Origin of the sequence: Streptomyces sp. R-74717 (assembly GCF_047305335.1) — a bacterium.
Classification (GTDB): Bacteria; Actinomycetota; Actinomycetes; order Streptomycetales; family Streptomycetaceae; genus Streptomyces; species Streptomyces atratus.
Window position 1 is genome coordinate 1 of the sequence record NZ_CP102360.1, and the last position, 21,264, is coordinate 21,264.

Annotated in this window: 22 protein-coding genes; 19 read left to right on the forward strand and 3 right to left on the reverse strand. The window is 66.6% G+C overall.

What is annotated here, in order from left to right; genetic code table 11:
* Positions 1 to 1,330 precede the first annotated feature (1,330 nt).
* From NRF20_RS00005 to NRF20_RS00015, 3 genes are all read right to left on the reverse strand, one after another.
* Entirely contained in the window at positions 1,331 to 2,176 is an 846-nt protein-coding gene (locus NRF20_RS00005) for a hypothetical protein (RefSeq protein ID WP_413751708.1), read from the reverse strand.
* Between the two features lie 314 nt (positions 2,177 to 2,490).
* Positions 2,491 to 3,075 (reverse strand): N-acetyltransferase family protein, encoded by a 585-nt coding sequence (locus NRF20_RS00010; RefSeq protein ID WP_413751709.1) that lies wholly within the window; start codon positions 3,073 to 3,075, stop codon positions 2,491 to 2,493.
* 8 nt (positions 3,076 to 3,083) lie between these two features.
* Positions 3,084 to 3,863: a GntR family transcriptional regulator gene (locus NRF20_RS00015; RefSeq protein WP_413751710.1), complete on the reverse strand. Its 780-nt coding sequence runs from the start codon at positions 3,861 to 3,863 to the stop codon at positions 3,084 to 3,086.
* Positions 3,864 to 4,573: 710 nt separating this feature from the next.
* Between NRF20_RS00015 and NRF20_RS00020 the strand changes: the two genes are divergently transcribed.
* From NRF20_RS00020 to NRF20_RS00110, 19 genes are all read left to right on the forward strand, one after another.
* Complete coding sequence (locus NRF20_RS00020; protein WP_413751711.1) at positions 4,574 to 5,326, forward strand: hypothetical protein; 753 nt, start codon at positions 4,574 to 4,576, stop codon at positions 5,324 to 5,326.
* 182 nt (positions 5,327 to 5,508) lie between these two features.
* Complete coding sequence (locus NRF20_RS00025) at positions 5,509 to 5,871, forward strand: hypothetical protein (RefSeq protein ID WP_413751712.1); 363 nt, start codon at positions 5,509 to 5,511, stop codon at positions 5,869 to 5,871.
* On the forward strand, positions 5,868 to 6,008 hold the full coding sequence (locus NRF20_RS00030) for a hypothetical protein (RefSeq protein WP_413751713.1): 141 nt from the start codon (positions 5,868 to 5,870) through the stop codon (positions 6,006 to 6,008). Before NRF20_RS00025 ends, NRF20_RS00030 begins: the two co-directional genes overlap by 4 nt.
* Positions 6,009 to 6,225: 217 nt before the next feature.
* Entirely contained in the window at positions 6,226 to 6,408 is a 183-nt protein-coding gene (locus tag NRF20_RS00035; RefSeq protein ID WP_413751714.1) for a hypothetical protein, read from the forward strand.
* The gene (locus tag NRF20_RS00040; RefSeq protein WP_413751715.1) at positions 6,405 to 6,590 is read left to right on the forward strand and encodes a hypothetical protein; all 186 of its coding nucleotides are present in this window, start codon (positions 6,405 to 6,407) and stop codon (positions 6,588 to 6,590) included. The genes NRF20_RS00035 and NRF20_RS00040 overlap by 4 nt, the downstream gene beginning before the upstream one ends.
* Before the next feature lie 38 nt (positions 6,591 to 6,628).
* A complete protein-coding gene (locus tag NRF20_RS00045; RefSeq protein WP_413751716.1) occupies positions 6,629 to 7,723 on the forward strand; it encodes a hypothetical protein in 1,095 nt (364 codons plus the stop codon).
* Between the two features lie 290 nt (positions 7,724 to 8,013).
* Positions 8,014 to 9,645 (forward strand): FtsK/SpoIIIE domain-containing protein, encoded by a 1,632-nt coding sequence (locus NRF20_RS00050; RefSeq protein WP_413751717.1) that lies wholly within the window; start codon positions 8,014 to 8,016, stop codon positions 9,643 to 9,645.
* A 154-nt stretch (positions 9,646 to 9,799) separates the two neighbouring features.
* Positions 9,800 to 10,804: an NlpC/P60 family protein gene (locus tag NRF20_RS00055; protein WP_413751718.1), complete on the forward strand. Its 1,005-nt coding sequence runs from the start codon at positions 9,800 to 9,802 to the stop codon at positions 10,802 to 10,804.
* A gap of 3 nt (positions 10,805 to 10,807) precedes the next feature.
* Complete coding sequence (locus NRF20_RS00060; RefSeq protein WP_266366232.1) at positions 10,808 to 11,083, forward strand: hypothetical protein; 276 nt, start codon at positions 10,808 to 10,810, stop codon at positions 11,081 to 11,083.
* Positions 11,084 to 11,087: 4 nt separating this feature from the next.
* Positions 11,088 to 12,350 carry a hypothetical protein gene (locus NRF20_RS00065; protein WP_413751719.1) on the forward strand — a complete coding sequence of 421 codons (1,263 nt, stop codon included), beginning with the start codon at positions 11,088 to 11,090 and terminating at the stop codon, positions 12,348 to 12,350.
* Positions 12,351 to 12,359: 9 nt separating this feature from the next.
* The gene (locus NRF20_RS00070) at positions 12,360 to 13,433 is read left to right on the forward strand and encodes a hypothetical protein (protein WP_413751720.1); all 1,074 of its coding nucleotides are present in this window, start codon (positions 12,360 to 12,362) and stop codon (positions 13,431 to 13,433) included.
* A complete protein-coding gene (locus NRF20_RS00075; protein ID WP_413751721.1) occupies positions 13,433 to 15,598 on the forward strand; it encodes a hypothetical protein in 2,166 nt (721 codons plus the stop codon). Before NRF20_RS00070 ends, NRF20_RS00075 begins: the two co-directional genes overlap by 1 nt.
* Positions 15,599 to 15,984: 386 nt before the next feature.
* Complete coding sequence (locus NRF20_RS00080) at positions 15,985 to 16,338, forward strand: hypothetical protein (RefSeq protein WP_413751722.1); 354 nt, start codon at positions 15,985 to 15,987, stop codon at positions 16,336 to 16,338.
* A 201-nt stretch (positions 16,339 to 16,539) separates the two neighbouring features.
* The gene (locus NRF20_RS00085) at positions 16,540 to 17,031 is read left to right on the forward strand and encodes a Pycsar system effector family protein (RefSeq protein WP_413751723.1); all 492 of its coding nucleotides are present in this window, start codon (positions 16,540 to 16,542) and stop codon (positions 17,029 to 17,031) included.
* On the forward strand, positions 17,028 to 17,855 hold the full coding sequence (locus NRF20_RS00090) for a hypothetical protein (RefSeq protein ID WP_413751724.1): 828 nt from the start codon (positions 17,028 to 17,030) through the stop codon (positions 17,853 to 17,855). The genes NRF20_RS00085 and NRF20_RS00090 overlap by 4 nt, the downstream gene beginning before the upstream one ends.
* A gap of 127 nt (positions 17,856 to 17,982) precedes the next feature.
* Positions 17,983 to 18,621, forward strand: a complete 639-nt coding sequence (locus NRF20_RS00095; RefSeq protein ID WP_413751725.1) for a plasmid partition protein — start codon at positions 17,983 to 17,985, stop codon at positions 18,619 to 18,621.
* Positions 18,618 to 19,571: a hypothetical protein gene (locus tag NRF20_RS00100; RefSeq protein ID WP_413751726.1), complete on the forward strand. Its 954-nt coding sequence runs from the start codon at positions 18,618 to 18,620 to the stop codon at positions 19,569 to 19,571. Before NRF20_RS00095 ends, NRF20_RS00100 begins: the two co-directional genes overlap by 4 nt.
* Before the next feature lie 47 nt (positions 19,572 to 19,618).
* Positions 19,619 to 20,227, forward strand: coding sequence for a 2'-5' RNA ligase family protein (locus NRF20_RS00105; RefSeq protein ID WP_413751727.1), 609 nt, complete (start codon positions 19,619 to 19,621; stop codon positions 20,225 to 20,227).
* On the forward strand, positions 20,224 to 20,529 hold the full coding sequence (locus NRF20_RS00110) for a hypothetical protein (protein ID WP_413751728.1): 306 nt from the start codon (positions 20,224 to 20,226) through the stop codon (positions 20,527 to 20,529). The genes NRF20_RS00105 and NRF20_RS00110 overlap by 4 nt, the downstream gene beginning before the upstream one ends.
* Positions 20,530 to 21,264: the final 735 nt, after the last annotated feature.

Consider the following 21,264-nt stretch of genomic DNA (forward strand, 5'->3'; position numbering starts at 1 on the left):
TGCGCTGCGCGCATTGCAAGAGAAAGAATTCGCTGCGCGAATTCTAACGCAGTGTCAAAAGGCGCTGCGCGCCTTTAATTCCCGCTGCGCAGGAATTCCGTATTTCCGCTGCGCTCCAATACTGAGAAAGCGAAGCAATTCCCGCAAGCGGGAATTGGGAATTTCCGCTGCGCTCCAATTCCTGCCCCGGCTGCGCCGAGGCGGCTGGCTACGGGGAGGGGGCTGATGCATCACGCCCCGAGCTGTGTAGAACTTGGGATCACAGACCACCACCTCGTGCAGTGCCGCACTCTGACGCCACGTAGGGCACTGCACCCTTACGAGCCCGTGGAAGGCTCGAACGAGCCTTCCACGGGGCGAGCGTGAGCATGCGTCAAACTGCACCCTGGGCTGAACTCTGGAACCAGCCCACACCCCGCCCGGTCGGACTGCATCACGTGATGCAGCATGTGCCTTTGGCGAAACCACACCACACCCCCCGTCAGCTCCGGCATGACCCTGCATCAACACCTGATGCACTGTGTAGTTTCCCGGATTCCACACCACCACCCCGAGCCTCTGAAACAAGGCTGCCGGTCCACATCCCTTTCTGTAGCTGCGGAATTCATCAGCCCCATTAAGCCCGCAGGCGACCCGCTGCGCGCGTCAATCAGCGGGGGTAGCGAAGGCGTCAGGTCAAGGTCACATCTCTATGGCATTAGGTAATCGGGTGCCGCCCTCGCCCCCGGAGCAACGCGGAGGAGCGCGTTTCCCCTGGTCAGAGGGCTTCCGCCCATTGGGTAGCCAGGTGCCACGTTTTCCACAGGGCTGGAAGTGATCTTGTGAAACCGCAGGTCAGAGGGCGGCACCCATTGGGTAATCGAGTGCCGCCCTCTGCGGCGCAAATCGGTTCATTTCGCATTCGTAGTACCGGTTATCCACAGGGAGGGCCCGTGAGAAATCGAACAAGCTTTCACCCCGGCACTCGATTACCCAATGGGTGCTCTCGCGTCCCCTGCACCTCAGGTGCCTTGGGTGCCCCGTGGGGGTGATGGCGGCTCACATGGCCTCTCTCCTAGCTTGCTGGGTTTGAGGGCGTCAGGGGAGCTTGCAGGCGCCTTCTCAGGCCTGCTGGGCGCCGAGCTCACCCTTTGGGTTCAGCGAGGAGCCGTCACACAGCCGCCGGTTCGGAAACAACCACTCAGGCCATCGGCACCGGGTGCCGGCACCCGGCCAACCGAGGGGCGACACCCGGGCGGCACCGCGCGGAAAGGGGTCCAGGCATGCCGAATAGCCCGCGCCCGAGGGACGCGAGCAATTCGGCAATTCCATTCAGAAAGCTGAGACCAATTCAGAACGCCGGGGACAATTCCCGTGCACAACTGTGGCACATGACGCCTTCCGGCATCTGCGCATCCTCGTGCGGTCGCTCACAGGTGAGGCAGAGCGCGTGACGGCCAACTACCCCGATGACCTCACCCATTGACGGGGTGTACGTGGACATGGGAGGCGGCAGCAGGCTGATGAGCAGCGCGTAGGCGTCGGTGATGCCGTGGTGGGGACGGATGTTCCGCCGAGTGATCATCCGCCGCAGTACGTCACGCGGATACCGCCCGTGTTCCATGTGTCCGGCGACCCGACGCAGTAGCGCTTGTCGATCCGACGGCAGCACTCGGCTACCCACGGCCCACGGAGCCACTTCGGTCAGCAGCTCGTGCGCAGCGTCTTCGAACCAGCGCGCGCCGGGCAGCTGCTCGCCCGCGGTGAGCAGAGCGTCGAACGTCGAGTTCGACAGGAGGACGTACCGGTCTGGGCGGGACCCGGCCCACTGCCCGCCGTCAGATCGGTACGAGTCCGGCTCCTTGCGCAGGATCTCGGCGGCCGCCAGATGATTGACGTGCGCCGTCCAGGTCTTGGGCGACATGCGCGCATGCCGGGCCAGCTCGGCACGGGTGATCCCGCGCGTCGTCCAGTCAGCGCCGGCGAGCTCGGCCACGACTGTCAGCACTCGGCGGCAGGCGTCACACGTCAAGGTGACCGTTGCGGCCCATCGACCCGGAGTGGTCGGCGGCTGCGGGGCGGAGACGACCGGGTGTAGCGGCGTACGCCGGTCCATGTCCACGTGCCCGGCCTCCACCAGGATGGACAGATGGACACGCGTGGTGCGCGGGGCGAGCCCGAGTGCGGACGCGATCATCCCGAGGGTGATCGCATCGCCGGGAACGTCGGCTTCCCACTGCTCTCGCAGGTAGCGCCACGTGGACCGGCAGTTTGTGCAGCCAGCTGGCGGCTTGAGGTGCTGCATTGGGCCCTTTCCGGCCCGCGTACGGGCCATGGCCCGATGCCGTGGTGGTAGTGGAGCGCTCGCTCCTCTACACTCGGCATCGAGCCTCTCAGACGGCCACGCACACCCGCCAATCCGGATTTCGACCCCTCATCTCGGTTTCGACGCCAAGAAGAGGGTCCGGGGGCGGGTTTTGCGCTTCCGTGGGTGATCTTGTGACGGAGAGCCTACGCGCTGGAGCCGTACGACGTCTCCCCGCCCGGTGGGAACGCTTCTCCTATAGGGGACTCTGGGTGCATGACGGTGCTGGCCGGTCGCTGTGCCATCCATCCGGACAGGCGGTGGTCGGGTGCTTCGGTGCGCACGTGTGCGAACCCCTGGTTGAGGTAGTAGCGCTGGAGGCGCTCGTTCGTGCGCCAGACGTCCAGGCGGACCCAGGGCACCTTGTGCCTGCGGGCGACACTGCCGACCCAGTCGAGCAGGCGCCCCCCGAGCTGGCGGCCGCCGGCGGTGCGCGCCGTGATTAGCTTGGCGACATAGACGGCGGACTCGGGATCGTCGCGCTCATCCCAAAAATCCAGGTCGGGGCGCGCGAGCGTGACAGTTCCGAGTAGCTCGTGTCGCTGGCCAGGGACTACCCAGGTACGCCCCTCTGCGATGTCGGCGCGCCACTTCGCGAGGGCCCGCTCCCGGAAGCCGGTCGAGCGCCACTGGTCGATGCCAGCGGCTGACAGCCACTCCTCCGCTTCGACGCGGAGCGCCATCAGCGCGGGCGTGTCTTCATTGGTGGCAGGCCGAATGAGCAGTCCCACAGCCAGTCCTAGTCTTTGATCTCGTAGACGAGTGTGTTCAGGTCGCCGGGCGCGATGGTGACCATGCAGCGGACGGGCAGGCCATCCTCGTTGTAGCCGATGCGCACGTGGCGAAGCACGGGGACCGTGCTGCCCGTCGGGAGCCCCAGGCGTTCGGCCTCGTCCGCGGTAGGCGTCCAGGCCCTCAGCTTGTCGACCTTGCGCTGCTGGGCGTATCGGCCGTCCTTGATGTTTGCGAGGATGCCGCCGGGCATTGTGACGTCCTTCTCGTCCATCAGAGGGGTGTCGAGGGCTACCTCGGTGGGGAACCAAGAGTCGGTTAGCTGGAACGGTTTGTCGTCGACTCGGCGGATGCGGCGCCGGGCGACGACAAAGGTCCCCGCCTCGATGGCGAGCCACTTCGCCACCTCGGCGGGGGCACGCTCAACGCTGACGTGCGGAACGTCCTGGCTCGGCGTACGGCCGAGTTCGAGGATCGCGGCCTTCCACTCGTCGATGCCAGTCGCGGCGTCGTCGCGGCGATTGCCGCGCTCGAACCGATGCATAGGGAACTCGATCGGGTTGACGCGGCGTACGAAGACGCCCTTCCCCTGCTGGCTGGTGACGCGGCCTTCGGCGCGCAGGATCTGGATGGCCTGACGCAGAGTCTCCGGGCTGGTGCCGTAGTCCTCCGTCAGGACGCGGGTCGGCGGAAATTGATCCTGAATGTCGCCGCTCTCGATGCGGCTGAGCAGATCGGCGGCGATGTCTCTCGCCCCCATCCGCTTCCTCGGCTGGTGGTTCGTCATGGCGAACAGGGTACCTGCCTTATCTAGTGAAGCCAGCCCGCGCGCTCGAAAATTGATGTCAGTTCACGTAATGCCAGGTCAGTGCAGTGCGTCTGCTTTGAAGTGATGCGACATCAGTTCCCCTATGCGCGCCACCAGTTGACGGTTGGCTGGTGAACCTCTACGGTCTTGCTCAGCTTCCCCAGTTAACTAGGGAAGCTGCCCAAAGGGGAGGTTCTTCGTTCCCTGCGTGGGTGCAAGTCAGCCCCGTCAAACCTGCTCCAACCTGCGGCAATAGCCGTGTGGGGGATGTCAGCCCGGGCGGGCGCAATCGTTGCTTGAGATCCGAATGAAAGGCCCCGGGCCGGAACCCGGGAGGTCATGCAGGGACACCAGATACCCCTGGACCTACGCGCTGCCGAGTCACACCGGTGGCGCCGGCGAATCGCCTTCACGGGCGGAGCAGACAAGAACTGGGAACGGCTGGACGGCTTCGCGGCTGCCTACGACGACCTGCGGCACACCAGACCCGGTGCCGGAGCGAGGGGCCCAGCGCACGACTGGCAGGTACTCCGGATCCCGCAAAAACCGGGCATGTGCGGTGGCAGTGACCGCACACCAACACGTAGCCCTGGGTTACCCGTGGCCGCCGTCCGCACCTCGCGTGTGGGACGGCGGCGGCGGGGGGCCACCAGGACCCCAAGACAGCCGACCTGACGAAGGAGACCGCCATGCCGCTCGGCTACAGCTTCCAGATCACCCCGCAGGAGCTGGAGGAGATCTTCGCCCGCCTCCAGCCGTACTTCCCGAAGTACCTGAAGGAGATCGACGCCCAGTCTTACGGACTCCGCTTCGAGTTCGCTCCGTTCACGGGACGGGAGGAGGAGCCGTACGAGCCCTCCACCCACGACGACCCGAAGCTCAGCTACGTCAGTGAGTCGGAGAACGAGGCCGAACACCTCCTCCGGGAAAAGGCCGGCGTCGTCCTGTCGAACCTGTACGAGAAGGCGCGGGAGGAGTGGAAGGACGCCGCCTACGTTGCCGCGCTGAAGGCCGTCGTCAAGGACGCGCCCGACCTCTGGAAGACCTACCAGCACGAGGTCAAGGCCCTGGGCACGGCGTACGACTACCTCCGCACCCCCGAGGCCGCCAAGGAGTGGCCGTCCGCGGTCTCCCGCCTGGTCGACGCCCAGGACCGCAGCAAGGCCGCCGCTATCACCTTCGACGAGCGGGCGCGGGAGATCGCCGAAGTCCACGACAAGCACCTCTACGCCGATCTGGGCCATGACGCCGCGCTGAAGGCCGCCGGGTACCCGGAGGCCAAGGACTGGCACATCGCGGACGTCAGGGAGTACGGCAAGGGTTACTACAGCGACTGGGACACCAACCCGCCGCTGGAGGAGCAGGTCCGTCGCCTTATCGAGCAGCAGGACGCCCACGTTGCCAAGGTGGGCCGTCTGTCCGGCGCGACCGTCGGCCACTGACTGCTGACGAACGATCACGGTCGGCCCCACCCGCACACGCCGGGTGGGGCCGGCCGTGGCTGCTCGTACGAACAGCCACGGGACCGGTTGGTCCCGAACGCGACGGACCCCCAGGCATGCCCGCCTGGGGGTCCGTCTTCGCAGCTCACCCTCTCTCGAAGGGCAACATGCGCATGCACAGGATGACATCCACTCAGGCCCGGCACACACGCCGGGCCGCGCTTCAGGCCGTGGTCGATACCAGCAAGGACGACCGCAGCGGACACAACGGCAGCGTCTACGAGCGGGACGAGACCGAGCAGTACCACCGACTCGTCCGCCAGCTGGTGAACGACGGCGACCACCGCGCCCGGTCCGCCGGCCGCCGCGCCCGCCGCACGCTGGCCGAGATGGCCCCCGGGTACGTGCGCCAGCCCGTGCTCGTCCTGCACCGGCCGTCGATGAACGACGCCTGCCCGGTGTGCACCCGGTGGAACTGCGACCCCAGCAACTGCCCGCCCAGCTTCGCGCCCGCGGCCCCTGCCCGGACGGCGGTGGCCCAGTGAATCCCTGCAACGACTGCAGCGGGGCCGGCCAGAAGATGGTCACCGTCAACCACATCGGCGCGGACGGCACCCCCTACCAGAGCGTCGAGATGCAGACCTGCACCTCCTGCAGCGGCACCGGACAGAAGCAGGGCTGAGCCCTGCACCTGCACATACGAGCGGCCCGGACCGCACAGCGCCACGCGGTCCGGGCCATCACCACACGCGGCCTGGCCCACCCGATCACCCTCGCGCTGCTCGCGGCCGCCGCCACGGCGGCCGCCAGAGCGTGGGACACCGGCCACCGCGTCACCGAAACCCACCCCGCACCACGAGAGGCCCCGCCCCTCATGCCCAACCACCAGGCAGGCCGCCATGGCTGACGACCTGTCCACCCGCTACCAGCAGGCGCGCGACACCTGGCGCACCCACAGCAGTAGCTGCGAGCCCTGCAAGGCGGAGCAGCACTGCCCCGCCGGAGCCCCGCTGTACCGGCGGCTCGCCGACCTCCAAGACGCCTACCTGCGCCGACTCCGCTCGCGAGGAGGAACCCGATGAACGACGTCCCAGACACCCAGATTTACGGCGCCGCCTACAAGGTGAGCGTCCAGACCGATACCGAGGGCGCTGTCATCGTCGCCTACACCCGGGATCCCGAGACGGGGCGCATCGGCCGGTCGTGGATCCGCCTCAACCCGGCCGGAGCCGACTACGTACGACGCCGTCTCGGCGGCCAGTGACGCCGCGCAAAGAACGCCCCTCATGAACAGGAGACATCGTGGCTGAAGAAGAGAAGTGGTACGACAGGCTGTCCCCCCGCGGGACGGTGCTCGGCGTTCTGGGAGCCGTCACCCTGGGCGTGGCCATCCTGTCGATGGCGGTGAGCTTCCAGATCCTCGACCCCCGGTTCGGGATCTGGGCAGTGCCGACCGTGGGCGCGCTGGACGCCCTGTGGGTGGTCTTCCAGGCAGCCGAGATTTTGGCCGGCAACAACCGCCAGCGCGCTCAGCGCGTCCAGCGCGCGGGGTTGGCGCTCACGGCCGTCAACGCTGCCATCCCCACGTTTGATTTGATCCTGTCCCGCTCCGGCGGGTTCGACCTGGCCATGGTCCTGACTCCGATCGCGATCGTTGCGACCAAGACAGCCTGGTGGATTGCCCTTCCCTCGCTCGGACGGAAGGTGTCCGCCGGTACCCGGCAGAAACTCGACGCGAAGCGTCAGACAGTCTCCGACAAGTTCGAGGAGATGGAAGCGGAGGCCGCGCACCGCATCGAGCTGCTGGAGCTGGCCACCGAGCTGGAAACGCGGGTGGCCGAGGCTGAGACCGCCTACCGCAAGGGCGTCCTCAAGGCGCAGCACACGATGACCGAGGAACTGCACGGCCAGGCCGAGACCACCGCGAAGACGGTCGCCGAGAAGGTTCTGCCGGCGTCCGTGGCGGCGATTCGTCTGCCGGAGCTCGGACAGTGGTCGGCGGTCGCCCCGGCGCTGCCCGGCACACCTGACGGCGACCGGCACGGCATCGGCACGCAGGTCAACGCGCTGCCGACCGGATCCGGCACACCGTCCGGCACACCGGCACGCCCGACGGTGCCTACCGTCACGCTCGCCGATCTCGCGGCCGTGTCGGGTGTGCCAGTCCCCGAGCCCGGCCAGCCGCTGACCGACGAGCAGCTGGACGTGGTCTTGCGGCACCTGCGCTACGCGGACGACCCGCCGCGATCCTACCGGCAGGCCCGCGACGCGTTCCGCCGCGCCGGCTTCGTTGGTAGCGAGGCGCGGGTGCGTATCGCGTTCGGCGCCCTGCTGACCCAGGAGGACGGCGGCGAGATCTTCGAGGACGAGGAGGAGTCCGAAGACACGAGCGTCTGAACACCGTCCGGCACCACCAGTGAGGGCCAGCCCGCATCCGTGCGGGCTGGCCCTCGCTGCGACTGCCGGAAGCAGTACGCAGTCGACCCGGCGCAGACCCGGCGAGCAACCCGGCGAGCGGAGCCACGGCTTCGCAGACCCGGCGGAGCAGACCCGGCGAGCACCACCATCAGCACACGATCCGGTGAGCGAGAGCGATACATCGCAGACCCGGAAAGCACCGCGAAAACCCCAACGGAATTGTCAGAGGTGCGAGTTATGCTCGCTAGTTCACGAAAACGGGGTGGGATATGGGGAAGAAACACCAGAGCAACCACGATGACTCCTATGGGCAGTTGGCAGGCGCGATTGGTGGCCTGGTCATCGTCTTCGGCGTCTTGGCCGCCATCAAGGACAAGCTGGGCCTGGGGTGGGTAGCTACCGTGCTCCTCACCGTGGGGGCATTGGTCGCACTCGGATACCTGGCCTGGCTGACCCGTAGGACTGTCAAGCGCCTCCTGGCGGGCGATACCAAGGGTGTCGTGGCCGTGAGTCAGGAGAAGCCCGTAACGGCCTCTGAAGGGGCCCTAGCGGACGCTGAGACAGTTCCGGTCCACCCGGAACTGACAACCGCGCTGACTCGAACCGGGGCAATCAGCAACGACGAAGTGATTCGCGCGGCTGACGTCCAAGAGGACCTGTTGCCGGGCATCGGGACGCGCTACACGTTCCTGCTGCCCTCAGGGCGTACCCACGAAGATGTCTCGAAAAGGCTCGGGCCTATTGGGAGCATGCTCGGCGTGACCCGGCTGCATTTGAAGCTGGAGACGTCCCGGCAGACTGAACGGCAAGTCCAGCTATTGAAGCTGGATCAGCCGCCGTTCACCCGACTGTTCGCACCACCGACCCGCGAGGAGATTCGCGGGTACGGCGGGATCCCTCTCGGGCATGAGGTTACGGGTGATCTGGGTGGTGTGGAGACGTTCGATAAAGCCTCCATGCTGATCGCCGGTATGACCCAGATGGGAAAGACCACACTCGCAATCGGTCTGATCACGTGCCTGCTTATCGCGTACGGCAACGATTTCGACCTGTATCTGTTGGACGGCAAGATTTGCGGGCTGACCGAGTTTCATGAACTCGCGGTCCGTTATGAAGCATCCGACGATCCGGCCGTAATGGAATCCATGCTGGACGATCTTCTGGTCCGCGTGGAAAGCCGATACGCCAAGATTCAGCAGGCAAAAAAGGACAGGCAGCCGAAGCCGAAGTTCCGGCAGGTGATCTTCATCGTGGATGAAGTCGCAGACTTCTACGTCGATGACGGAACACCGAAGTCGAAAGAAACGGTCCGGCGGGTGGAAGACAAGTCGCGGACAATGGTCGCCAAGTCCCTGGAATCTGGGATTTCCGCAATCATGCTGACGCAGCGTCCGGACAAAGACGCAATTCCGGTCAAGGTGCGGAATCAGTTCCAGTACCGCATGTGCCTCTACGTGGCATCGAAGGGTGACGCAGAAGTCGCCCTCGGGGACTCGTACTTTGAGTCCGTGGCCCCGATTCCGCCCATGCGCCTGAACCCGAAAATCAAGGGCCAAGGCGTCCTGTACGTGAACGGATCGTCCACCCTGCTCCGCGGCTTCAACTTCGAAAATGACTTCATCTGGAAAGCCATCGACGAAGTACTCGCCGAACGCGTGAAGGAAGCCGAGAGCTACCCGGTATCCCACCTCACACAGGCAATTGACCTGATGAAGGACAAGGGACTGGATTTCATGCTCACGTCTGACCTCGCCCCGTTCCTCGGCATCACGGAAACCGATCCGACCGAGATGGGAAAGCAGCTCAAAAAGCTGCTCGGCGTGACGTCGTACCGGAGCACGAAGGGCGCGCGCGGCTACCGGCTGGCGGATCTCACAGCAGCCGCTATGTCCGGTTCGTGACCGTCACCCGGCACCGTCACCCGCACCGCACCCACACCGTCACCCCTCGCCCATTGACCGTCACCCAAGACCGTGGGTGACGGTGGGGGTGACGGTCACGGGTGACGGTTCTGACCTGCGAAAACAACGAATATTGACCGAAAGGGGGAAGGTCTTGAGATCTGCCGCAGCCGTCTATATCGGCGTGGGTGCGACCGCGGCCGTTGTCGTGGCCGGCCTCGTACAGGCCGCCAACGAGGACCCCGTCATAGGGAAGGCGCTCAGCCTGTCCGTGCCCGCCAAATACAGGGGTCTGGTCGAGGAGGCGGGAACCACCTGCCCCGAGGTCAGCCCGAACCTGCTGGCCGCGCTCCTCACCCAGGAATCCGGCTTCAATCCGAAAGCAGAGTCACCGGCCGGAGCGCAGGGAATCGCACAGTTCATGCCGTCCACGTGGGAAACCAACGGAATCGACGGCAACTCAGACGGCAAGCGTGATGTGTGGGATCCGGAGGACGCGATCCCGTCATCAGCCAAATACCTGTGCGATATCGGCAAGGAAGTCAAAGGCGTTCCCGGCAACAAGCAGGACAACATGCTTGCCGCCTACAACGCAGGAGGCCCCGCCGTCATCAAATCCGGGGGCGTCCCTGACAACGGGGAGACACCGAACTACGTCCAGTCCATCAACGCACTCGTTGCACTCGCTGATGTTCCGTCCGGCGGGAAAATGACGACCACCGAACAGGTTGCCACCGTCATCAATGCGGCGAGCGATGAACTCGGAACCCCGTATTCATGGGGCGGAGGCAATGCAAGCGGCGCCAGTACCGGGTCCTGCTGCTCCCCCAATGGGAGTTCCGGAAAGAGCATCAAGGGCTTTGACTGCTCCGGGCTCACGCTCTATGCCTACGCGAAGGCCGGAATCACCCTGCCTCGCACGGCAGCACAGCAATACGCCGCCTCAGAACCGGTGAAGCCCGGACAGAAACGCCCCGGGGACCTCATCTTCTACGGGAGCAGCCCCGCAGGAATTCACCACGTCGCGATCTACGTCGGGAGCGGCTACATGATCGAGGCCCCCCGGCCCGGCGCCGCAGTCCGCTTTTCCCCCATCAGCTCAATGTCCGACCTATATGCGTTCGCACGCCCCGTACGTCACTCGAACAAGGAGATCTGACCCATGAGCAAGCTCATTCCCCTCGCCAAGGCGATCGACATGTCCGGCGGCTTCAAGGACTTCTTCGACACGATCGGCCTCACCGGCGGTGGGCTGGTCACCAAGGGCATCGCCGCAGTGATCGCCATCATCGCGATTCGCATGCTGCTCCAGCTGTCCAACGACCCCAAGGGCGCCCTGCAAAAGGGATCGATGGCGCTCGGCACGCTGTTCGTCGCCGTCATCCTCGCGCTCTACGGCGACACCCTGTTCTCGACCGTCACCAACGCCAAGAGCTGATGTCATGCCAGACACCAACTACTGCGAAAAGCTCAAGGGTCCGGCACGGGCCTACTGCGAAGGGGAAGGCATCGATCCCCCCAGCAGCGGCAGCGGCAGCGGGGGCGGCATTACCGAAGGCGCCTCCGACCACGTCAAAGACCTCGCCGACAGCCTGATCAATACGCTCAAGGGGCTGCTCGCCTCCAAGAAAGCGTGGGCGCCGGAGACAAGCGAGAACTGGCTGTACCAGCAGTTTTTGTGGTTGGGGCAGCATCTGGCCATCGCCATTCTGGTCTGCGTGATCGTCGTGTGCGCCCTGACCGCCTGGCAGGGCGCACCCCGCCTCAAGCAGCTGGGCGCATCCACGGGATGGACGCTGGCCGCAGTCGCCGGCATGGCGTCCGTCCCGGGGGTGGTCATGCTCCTGAACCAGGCCGTGAACTCCGCGTTCACGACCGCGTTCGACAGTGACCAGTCGACCCTGCTCAAGGCCATCAGCAAGGATCTGGAAAAGGGGGCGGATGCGAACCCCGTGGGGATCCTGATCATCATCTCCGCGCTGGTTGTCGCGTTGGCGTTCGCGGCGCTGGTGTTCATGACACGCCAGCTCGGGATCCTCGCGTTCGTGCTCATGGCACCCCTGGTCCTGGCGTCCCTGGCTCGCGGGGGCGACACGTCCGCAGTCCGCGCGTGGGCGATGCGCCTGCTGGGGCTGATGTTCGCCCCATTCGCGCTGCTGCTGGTCAGCCCGTTCGTCCAGATGGTCAGCGGCTCGCTCGCGATGGACGCCGTGCTCCTGGTCGCGGCGGACGCACTGATGCTCCGGATGATTTTCCACGGAATCCCGTACTTCGGCCCCAAGATCGCAGGAGCCGCACGCAGCTTCGTGGAGAGCCGGACGACCAACCCGCTCGCGCGGGCAGTTGTCCGGGCCGGGGCCCCGGACTTCTACGAGCAGGAGAACAACCCACGGATGCCCCGCACCGTGGACACCCCCGGCCGCGCCGCGCACCAGGACCGCGGTGTCCTCTACGCCGCCTACGGAATCAACCAGAAGCAGCGATCCTCACGGCTGACCACCCAGTCAGCCATCGACAAGACCCAGCGGGAAGCGCCGCGCACCCAGCAGCTCATCGACGCCCGCAGAGCAGCGCGGGCTGCTGCCGCACAAACCAACACCCCCGGCCCCCGACCCTCACGGTCAGGGGCCGGCCCCTCTCCGCGCCCTGGCGCGAACCCCAACCGGCCGACCCGGCCCGGATCCACCCCACCGAGCACCCCGTAGGAGGTTGCTGTGTACTCCCTGACTCCCGGCTATCGCGTTCCTGCTCTCCAGCGCGGACTCAGCCCCGCAGAGACCCTGCTGACGAAGGTGAATGCCGGGGCAGGGAGCGCCGTCCTGATGTCGGCACTGCTCACCCCACCGCCCGCCTGGACGTTCGGCGCGGTGGGCGCGGCAGCGGCGCTGCTCAACCTCGCGCCGGGGCCCCGTTCGATCGCTCGGTGGGCGACGGTCGGCTACCGGCACCTGCGTGAGCGCACCGCGCCCGCCAGTCTGGTGCCCAGGACCGGAGCCACCACGACGTGGGCGCTGTATCCCGGGCACGGCACCATGCAGGACGCGCACCAACGCGCCGCGTTCCACGGCGCGTTCTCGCGCGCCCTGACGTTCGCCGGCGGGCAGGCCCGCACGGCGGGCATTCAGGTCCACGTCACCCACCACGCCACCGTCGGCGACTACACCGCCCACACCCAGACGATTTCCGTCCACGTCCCCAAGGGCCTCGTCGGCTATCCCAGCCGGGTTATCGACACGCTGGAAGGCGAGTTCGCCACCATGGGCGAGCTGACACGGGTGGACCCGGAGCCGATTCTTGCTGTCGTCGAGCGCGGCCCGCACTGGGCCGCGCTCGAGGACGGCCGGTACGCGGCGACCGCACGCATCACCGCGTGGCCGGATGAAAGCGACGGAGACCTCATGCCCAAGCTGCTGCTGGGCCACGACGCCGACCGCTCCCTGGCCGTTCTGTACCGGCCCCTCCCGGCGGGGCAGTCACGCCGCTCCGCGAAGTGGCAGACCGCCGCGGCTGAAGCGTTCACCAACGACAAGGTGAAGGCGGATGCGCACGGGATGGCCAGCGGAGCCACGCATGGCGCGCTGGTCCAGGGCGCGGCCCTGGTGGACCTCGACGCGTACCTGACGGTGTGGGGCGACAGCCCCGAGAGCGTCACCGAAGCCCGCTGGCAGACCGCACTGACCGCCGACCGCCACCGGATGCGCCTCGACTGGCTCACCGGCCAGCAGCACCGGGCCCATGTGATGACCACCGCCCACGGAGCCTCCACCAGGAAAGGGGCGATCCTCTGATGATTCGACTGCCCTCCAGCCACGCCGCGATCACCGCGCCGCTCGTCGCCTCCAGCACCCGCTTCCCCGGAATCCCGGTCGGCAAGTCCCTGCTGGACGGACGCCCCTTCCACCTCTCCCCGGTCCTCACCGAGGCCGCGATCCTGCCCTCCACCAACAGCCTCGCCCTCGGGGGCCTCGGGTCCGGCAAGTCGACCACCGGCAAGATCAGGATCCGCCGCGAAATCCTCCACCACGACCACCAGGCCGTCGTCATCGACAGCTTCGGGGAGGACAACATCGGAGAGTGGGGAGCACTCGCCCACTCACTGGGAGGCCGGGTCATCGAGGCCGGCTCTTTCACCCTGAACCCGTGCAGCAGCCTGCTGCCGCCCGAAGTTCGTGAGCAGCTGATCCGCTCGCTGATCGCCGCTGTCGAGCCAGGCGCACTCACCTACCAGTCCACCCACGCCCTTCAGCACGCCCTCAATCACCCCAAGGCGACCAACCTGAACGGTCTGGTCGATGCCTTGGTACGTCCCGAGGACGGCAGGTGGCCGGCCGCGAAGCTCGCCGAGTGGGGAGAAGGTGTGGCGATCGGGCTGTCCCGCTACACCGAAGGTTCGCTGCGCGGCCTTTTCGACGGCCAGGACGCGACCCTGCCGCCCACCGACCTGCCGATCCTCACGTTTGACTTCTCCCGCCTGGACCGCAACAGTCCCGCGATCCCCTCGCTGATGGCCGCGGTCTCGTGCTGGGCAGAACACGTGTGGCTTCGCCAGTCGACCGCCGTCCATCGGCACCTGGTCCTCGAAGAGGCGTGGCAGATCCTGCTGTCCCCCGCCACGAGCGAGCTGATCCAGCGGCTGCTCAAGAACAGCAGGAAGGCGGGGCTGTCGCTGGACGTGCTGATGCACACGCTGTCCGACCTCGGCGACGGCAAGGCGCAAGACCTGGCCCGGTTGTGCGAGGTCGCCCACATCGGACGCCTCAACCCGGAAGAAGCCGCCATCGTCGGCGCACTGCTCGGCCTGCCCGCTTGGGCGATCAAGGAAATCCCGAACCTCGACCCGGGCCAGGCCGTATGGAAGGTCGGCCCCCACTACGTAGACATCATCGAAACCGTCCGCAGCGAGGAAGAGGCCCGCCTCACCGACACCTCCTCCCGGCGCCGCCAAGCACAGGAAGCCCTGGCCGAACCGGACCTGACGCTGGTGAAGGAAGTGGAGGAGGAGGAAGAGGAGGAGGACGGCAACTACGAAGACCACGATCAGAGCCTGCCGGAACCCATCGACATCGAGCAGGGTGACGTCTGGGACTGGGAGATGCCTCCCAACGTCATCGACACCCGGCACTACGACGTGATTGAGGCAGCCCGGCAGGGCCGGTGCAACGAAGCGGCCGACCTGGCGGCCCTCGGCGAACGCCAGGACATCACCGCCCATGGCATCAACTCCGACCAGGCCGTCTCGTGGCTGTCCACTAGGGCCAAGGTCGCGGAGTTGTGCGGAAGCCCTGCCACGGCTACCCAACTGCGCGCTACCGTCAGCCGCATGGGTAAAGAAGTCGAATGGTGGACCGACACGACCGCTGCCGGCACGTCACCGGCAGAGCAGCACGGGCCACCACCGGCCGCACCCACAGCCGCGGCGAATCCTGACGGCGGACAACCCGTGCCGTTGAAGCGACGCACCTGGCCTTACGCCGCTGCGGTCGCAGCCCTGACCATCGCCATCGCCGCCGTATGGCAGAACGCAGCAGACGACAAGCAGGCCGCCAAGCAGGCCGCCTACAAGGGCGTCTCCGCCACAGATGTGAACATCGACGGGGTTAAGACGGAAACTCTGGCGCATTGGAACAAGGACGGCCAGTCCGTCATCCTGTCAGTTTGGGTCGGCACGGATGAGAAGGCGAAAATGGTCCGCATCGACTCGGGGGACCAGACCGCGCATGAGGAGACCCAGCCTCTCAAGGAAGGGCAGTTCGCCATGCCGATCCAGCTGGAAGTGAAGGTCCCAGTTAAGGACCGCTACCAAGCGGTCCAGCTGTCGGTCATGGTCGGAGGCTCCCATTGGAAGCCGAATACCCGGGCCCCGCACCGCACCATCGAGTTCCGCCCGGATCGGACGGCCATCGACACCGAAACCGGAAAGCGTCTCAAGCAGCAGTATTCACACCTGTTGTGACGTCTCCAACGTCGGGTTCGACCGACGGAAGCTGACACACCAACACGCAGAAGGCCGGACCCCACCGGGGCCCGGCCTTCTGCGTACTTCCTGACCCCGACGCCCTGCCTGGCCCTCGGCCGCTCCACGCCGGCCGAGACCCGGACAGGCCGCCTGGCCTACCGAACTCCACCCCGCGCGCACCACGACCGGCCGCAGCATCGGCAAGAGGCCGGCTGGTTCTGTTCACGAGCTTGGGAGGCGGCTCGTGAGGGGCTGAATCGATGTTCGCGAGAAATGACGGCACCCGTTCCCGACCCCAAGCCCTGTAGACGCATCTACAGGCTTCCTGTAGAGTCATCTACAGAAGGGGGCGACGGTCGCACCTGGAAGGGAACATCATGGGCATGCAGCGCTACGAACTCGAAGCCTGGCTCGGCGACGACCACACGCTCACCGACGACCAGATCGACGACCTCCTGACTCAGGCTGACGAGATCAGCGAGCGCTGCGGCGGCGACCAGGACGAGGAACGCGAAGCCCTCACCACCGCCTACCGCCTCATGGTCGAGAACTCAGACGACGTCATCACCGGCCTTGCTCAGCGCAGGGCCGACGCCCGCGCCGCCGAACTCGATGCTCTCGCCGGACTCCAGCAAGCTGCCGTCACGCTCATCAACCGCGGTGACGCCACCGAGTCCGGATTCGCCCGCCAGGCCGGAGTCGACCGCATGACCGTCCGGAAGTGGCTTGGGAAGTAACCAGCCGCACGCCTGGGGCCGTTCCTGCCGATGCAGGCACGGCCCCATCTGACTTTCTGCTGCCGCCGCTTCTCGTGAACATCTCGCATCGAACGCGGAGCCCGGCGCCGCCCGATCCCGTCTACAAACGCTGTCGGTTCTCGCGTCCAAAGCCAGCCGGCCGCCCCGCACCCCGAATCCGAGATGAGGAGCACCTCCAACATGACCAATCGCATGACCACCACACCCGCACCGGCAGCGACCGAAGCGGCCGACCGGACTCTCGATCAGGCCTGCACCACAGTCGCCGGTGAGATCGCCCGCACCGACAGCAAGGCATCGCTCTTACTGGCATTCGACGGCGCCGTCCTCGCCGGACTGGCCAGCATCGCCGACAAGGACCTGCCACTGATCAGCAAGGTCATCGGCGCGGCTGCCGTCGCGACCCTCGTAGCCGCCGCCGTCCTCCTGCTCCTGGTCGTGCGACCCAACCTGGGCGGCCGCGGTCGCGTCGTGCGCGAGGGATTTCCCGCCTGGGCGCGGATGGACGAGGACACACTGCGCGCCTCGCTGAGCGGGGACACGCGCCTGACCCGGATCGCAGCGCTGTCGACCGTCGCGGTCACCAAGTACGAGCGTCTGGCCCGCGCGGTCGACGTCATCCTCACCGCGCTCGCACTCCTGACCGTCGCCGCGATCGGAACACTGGCATGACCACCGCGATCGTCGCCGTCCTCGGCACCCTCGCCGGAGCACTCCTCACCGGGACGCTCACCCATCTCAGCCAGCGGGCGCAGAGGGTGGCCACCGAGGCCACTGCCCGTCGCGCCGAAGCACTGGCCGCTGTGACCGACCTCGGGGCAGCCCTCGCTGATCACCGTCGCACCATGTGGGTCCGGGAAGACCTGCGGCTGCGCGGTGAGGACTGGGCCGCTGCCCGTGCCACCAGCCACACCACCCGATCCGCGATCACCGCACCCCTCATGCGGCTCTCCATCCTGCTGCCCGCCCTCACCCCGGCCGCACAGGCCGCCGCCGACGCCGCGTGCGGGCTGCGGGCCGCGGCCGACGAGACCGCCCTCCAGAGCGCCCGGCAGTGTGCGGTCCGTACCGCCGATGTCCTCGTGACCGCCGCGGCTGCCGCCTTCGGCACCCTCCACCACACCACCCGGCGAGCCCAGCGGGCCGCCGCCGAGACCGCCCGCCGTACCGAGACCCTGGCCGCCGTGACCGAGCTGGCGACCGCGCTCGCCGACCACCGCCGCGCGATGGCCGCCCGGGAAGAGCTACGGCTGCGCGGTGAGGACTGGGCCGCTGCCCGTGCCACCAGCCACACCACCCGCTCCGCGATCACCGCACCACTCCTACGGGTCTCGGTCCTGGCACCCGGCCTCGCCCCCGCCGCGCAGGCCGCCGCCACCGCCACGTACGCACTGCGGCACACCCCCGACGACACCATCCTCCGAGCAGCCCGCGAGCACGCGATCCGCACTGCCGACGACCTCGTCGCAGCGGCCGGGACCGCCCTCGCGGTGTAACCAATGCACTGTCAGCGGCCCCTTGCCCCGGTAGTTCCGGGAGCAAGGGGCCGCTTTTTTTTGTGCTTTGGGCACCGTCACTTCGGTCGGTGGCGATCAGGGAGTGCCAGCTCGGTACGCTCACGGCATGCTCTACATCGCCAATGTCAGCCCTCGCAGTACGGGCAAGACCACGAATTCCGCGTGGATGGGCCACGCACTGCACGAGCGTGGACGCCAGGTGATCGGGTACGACGCGGACGACTCCCGGCAGCTCAGCCGCTGGCAGGCTGCGGGCACCTACCCTTTCGTCGTGCAGCAGGCAGCGACCCCTGCCTTCCATCTCAATGTGCCCCCGATGACCCCGGCCGGGTTCGAGGACGGCATCGGCGTCGTTGACGTCGGCCACCTCGAAGACCACCAGGCCGTGGGTGCGTCCGTGCTGCGCATCGCGGACCTGGCCATCGTTAACCTGCCCCCGTCCATGAACGACGTTGAGCGCATGGAAGAGCTCCCCATGAAGGAGTTCATCGAAAACGTTGCGCCGCTGCGGATGGACAGCAAGCCACCGGCCACCTGGATCCTGCTGTGCAAGGCGCCGACCGGCGTCAGCGAGATCAAGCAGGTCCGCGAGTACCTGGAAGACGAGGGATACAACGTCTTCACCACGGTGATCCCCTCCGTCGTCAAGTACATGCGCACCCACGAGGGCAGCGAGATCCTGGCCAAGGGATCAGCGTTCGACCAGCTGGTCACGGAGATGGAAGAGCGAGAACTCCTGCCGTGAGCAAGAAGCCCAACCCCTTCAAGGACCGCCAGGCACGCAAAGCCTCCCAGGCCGTGGTCCCCGGCCAGCAGGCACCGCAGCCTGCCGCACCGGACGCTGCCGCCGGCCCCGGTAGCGGACAGCCCCCGGTTGCCTTCGCTCAAGGGCGACCCGAGAAGCCGCTGTTGCTCTCGGACCTGCCCGACCCGGTAGAGACCCCGGACGCCATAGGCGACCTCAGCGAGGAAGAGGAGCAGATCCTCGCGCTCTGCATGCGCGGCATCCGCCAGTTCGAGGACGCCTGGTGGGTCATGGGCAAGGCCATGGCCAACATCAGCAACCGTCGCCTGTACCGCAAGACGCACGCGACCTTCGCCGACTTCGCCCGCGAGGTCTTCCAGAAGTCCCGCCCGCTCGCGTACGAGGAGATGACCTCGTACGCGATCGGGGAGCTTCTGTCTGCACGTGCAGACAATCCGTTCGAAGAGAATTCGAACGATGTGTCTGCACGTGCAGACACCCCCACCATCGGCAAGAAGGCCGCCGGTGCGCTCAACCCGATCACCAAGGACTACGGCCCCGAGACATCCGTCGCCGTCCACGAGACCATCAAGGACGCCACCGGCAAGACCGTCACCGTCAAGGTGATCACCGGCATCGTGCAACAGCTCCCCCGCAAAGACGAGAGAGAGCTGACCCAAGAAGAGCTGACAACCCTGGCCCGCGAACTGGCAAGCAGCCAGAGCCAGAACGGCAGCCAGGACGAGCCGGTTGACGCGGCGCTGCGCCAGGCCGTGAGCCAACGGGTCCGCCAGCTGGCCGACGACCTCAAGCGCGGCCGAATCTCTCAGCAGGAACTGCACCGCACCCTCGCGGCCGCCTTCGCAGACACTGACGATCCTCGTGTCTATCAAGCACTGGTCCGCTGGATGAAGGACCGAGATCGGAAGGCGCCGCAACGACAGGCATAGCTGTGTTGGAACGGAGCGTGGACAACCAGAGCAGCAGGGGGCGTTGAGTGGAGAACTTCTTCGAGCGGGTGGGGCGCTTCTGGCCGGCGGGCCGCCGGGATCTGCACTGGCACATCCTCCCGACTCCGCGGGAGGCCAGCGCTCTCGTTGCGCCGTACCAGGGACTGGCCCGGCCAGGACTGCAGAGCGTGCCGGTACAGGGGATGCACTGCACGCTCCTGCACACCGTCGGACTCAGCAGCACCGACATCGACACGGAAGCGCTCCTCAAGGACGTGAGGACCTACGCGCGGACGGTGCGGCCTTTTACCCTGACGTTCGACCGCCCCTCGGTAGGCAATGTCGGCGTGGAGATCAGCGGATGGCCGGGGCCACTCTTCGCCAAGATCGTGGACACCCTCACCCAGACAATGACCCGCACAGGCGCTGCGTTCAGAGCCGCGCCGAGCCGCTACCCCCACATGTCCCTCGCCTACGCCTCGGAGGGCGCCGATGACGTCGACGCGGTCGCCCTCAGGGCCGCACTGGCTGCCATTGCCCACCCGCTGTCCGGGACCGTGCTTGTGGACCGAATCCACCTCGTCGAGCAGTGGCACGACGGCGCGCACATCACGTGGCACCCGATCGCCGAAGTGCCGCTCGGAGTGTCAGCATGACTGACTCGTTTCCCGGGCTGCGCCTGGTGCAGGGTGACACCGTCCAGCTCGTCACCGACGCCACCTCGGTGACCATCACCGGGGCCATCACGTCAAAGGGCGTCCTGCTCGATGGCCGGGGGTTCGTCGAACTCACGCTGCCGGACGCCGATCCGCAGCAGCGGCGCGACCTGGAGCGGTCCCAGCGGTACTGGTACCAGCTGTACCGCGGAGGCGCGCTGATCTACTCATCTCCACACCTGACACTCAGTGAGACCCGCAGGACGGGCGACGGGTCCCTTGTGGTGACTGGAGCTCCTTAGCCGGACCGACATGAGCCGTAAGGCTGACGAGGGGCACTGATCGCCCCTCAAGGGGCCTGATGGCACCTCTCGTCGATGATCAGCCGCCCCGGGTCTCCCATCCCGGGGCGGCTGGCGTTCGCGGCTCAGCGGGGCGTGCAGCGGCTTTGGGGGTGTTGGTTGCCTGTCGCGCCGATCTGACTGGCCAGCAGCCCCCGGAGCAGGGCGGGTAAATCGGGGGTGGTTGGAAATGCCCTCGGGTGTGAATTCGGCGCGGGGTGTTTTGTGTTTCGGCCGGATGCGATCTCTCGGGTTGGTGTCAGTGGTGGTGAGAGACAGTCGCCATCTCTGTGTTGTCACTGGTCAGCGGCGGTTTCGGGGTGGGGTTTCGCTGTCTTGGAAGTGAGAGATGGTGTCGGTGCCTGCTGTCGCCGGGCGAGAGATGTGCAGGTCAGGCGCTGGCACGAAGGCGAGAGTTCTCAACTGGGATCTGCCCGGCCTGATGGTCTGCAGGTTTTTGTCGGTGGTGGTTCGGCGTTGTGGTGTCAGTGCGGTAGGTATCGGGTTTTTGCTGTTCAGCCTGTTGTTGTGGGTGACTCGACTGCTGTCATGGATGCCGATCTAGTGCTGACGTTTTTGGTGATGATGCGGGTCAGTTGGTTGCCGATCGGTACAGCACTGTGTGTGTTGTCGCTGGTCAGGGCTCAATGGGGCTTATGAATTCCGCAGCTACGGAAAGGGATATGGACCGGCAGC